The organism is Bacillus sp. 05T31 (assembly GCF_056396725.1).
This window is the reverse complement of sequence record NZ_JBFTMA010001138.1, coordinates 1-828: the sequence shown is the minus strand read 5'-3', so window position 1 is coordinate 828 and position 828 is coordinate 1. Positions and strand designations below refer to the sequence as shown.

The following is an 828-nucleotide window of genomic DNA, read 5'->3' as shown; positions in this document are numbered from 1 at the left end:
GCCTACTCGTGCATCATTATGATAAACGAAAAAATATGAAAGTCACATTTTTAATTATGGCTGTGGTCGGAAATATTTTATTACTTTCTTATTTTAAATATATTTCATTTTTCACAGACATTTTAAACAACGCTTTACATTTATCTATCCAGGTGGAACCTATTCCACTACCAATTGGGATTTCATTTTATACATTCCAAGCGATGTCATACGTCATCGATATATACCGTAAAGATGGCGCAGTTCAAAAGAATCCACTTAACTTAGCACTATATATATCAATTTTCCCGCAGCTTATTGCCGGACCAATCGTTCGTTACAATATCGTTGCTGATCAAATTAAAACGCGCATCCATTCTTTTGAACGATTTACAGAAGGTATCCAAATTTTCGTTTTAGGATTAGCGAAAAAAATGTTAATCGCCAATCAAGTTGGATTTGTCGCAGATAAAATCTTTGCCTTACCACCGTCTGAAATGAGCGCTGGAACGGCTTGGATTGGTATTATCGCCTATACACTTCAAATCTATTTCGATTTCTCAGGATACTCTGATATGGCAATTGGACTTGGAAAAATGTTCGGATTTGATTTCCCGAAAAACTTCAATTATCCGTACATCTCGAAATCCATTTCAGAATTTTGGAGAAGATGGCATATTACACTAGGCTCTTGGTTCCGCGACTATATATACATTCCGCTCGGCGGAAACCGTGTATCCAAACTAGCAAATTACCGTAACCTCTTCATCGTATGGGGATTAACCGGTTTATGGCACGGGGCAAGCTGGACATTTATCGCCTGGGGATTATATTACGGCTTTATTATCT

1 protein-coding gene is annotated in these 828 nt (G+C 37.3%); it reads left to right on the top strand.

Annotated features, from left to right (window positions below):
* On the top strand, positions 1–828 hold an 828-nt coding region (locus tag AC1DJR_RS31935), incomplete at both ends, for an MBOAT family O-acyltransferase (RefSeq protein WP_477004460.1).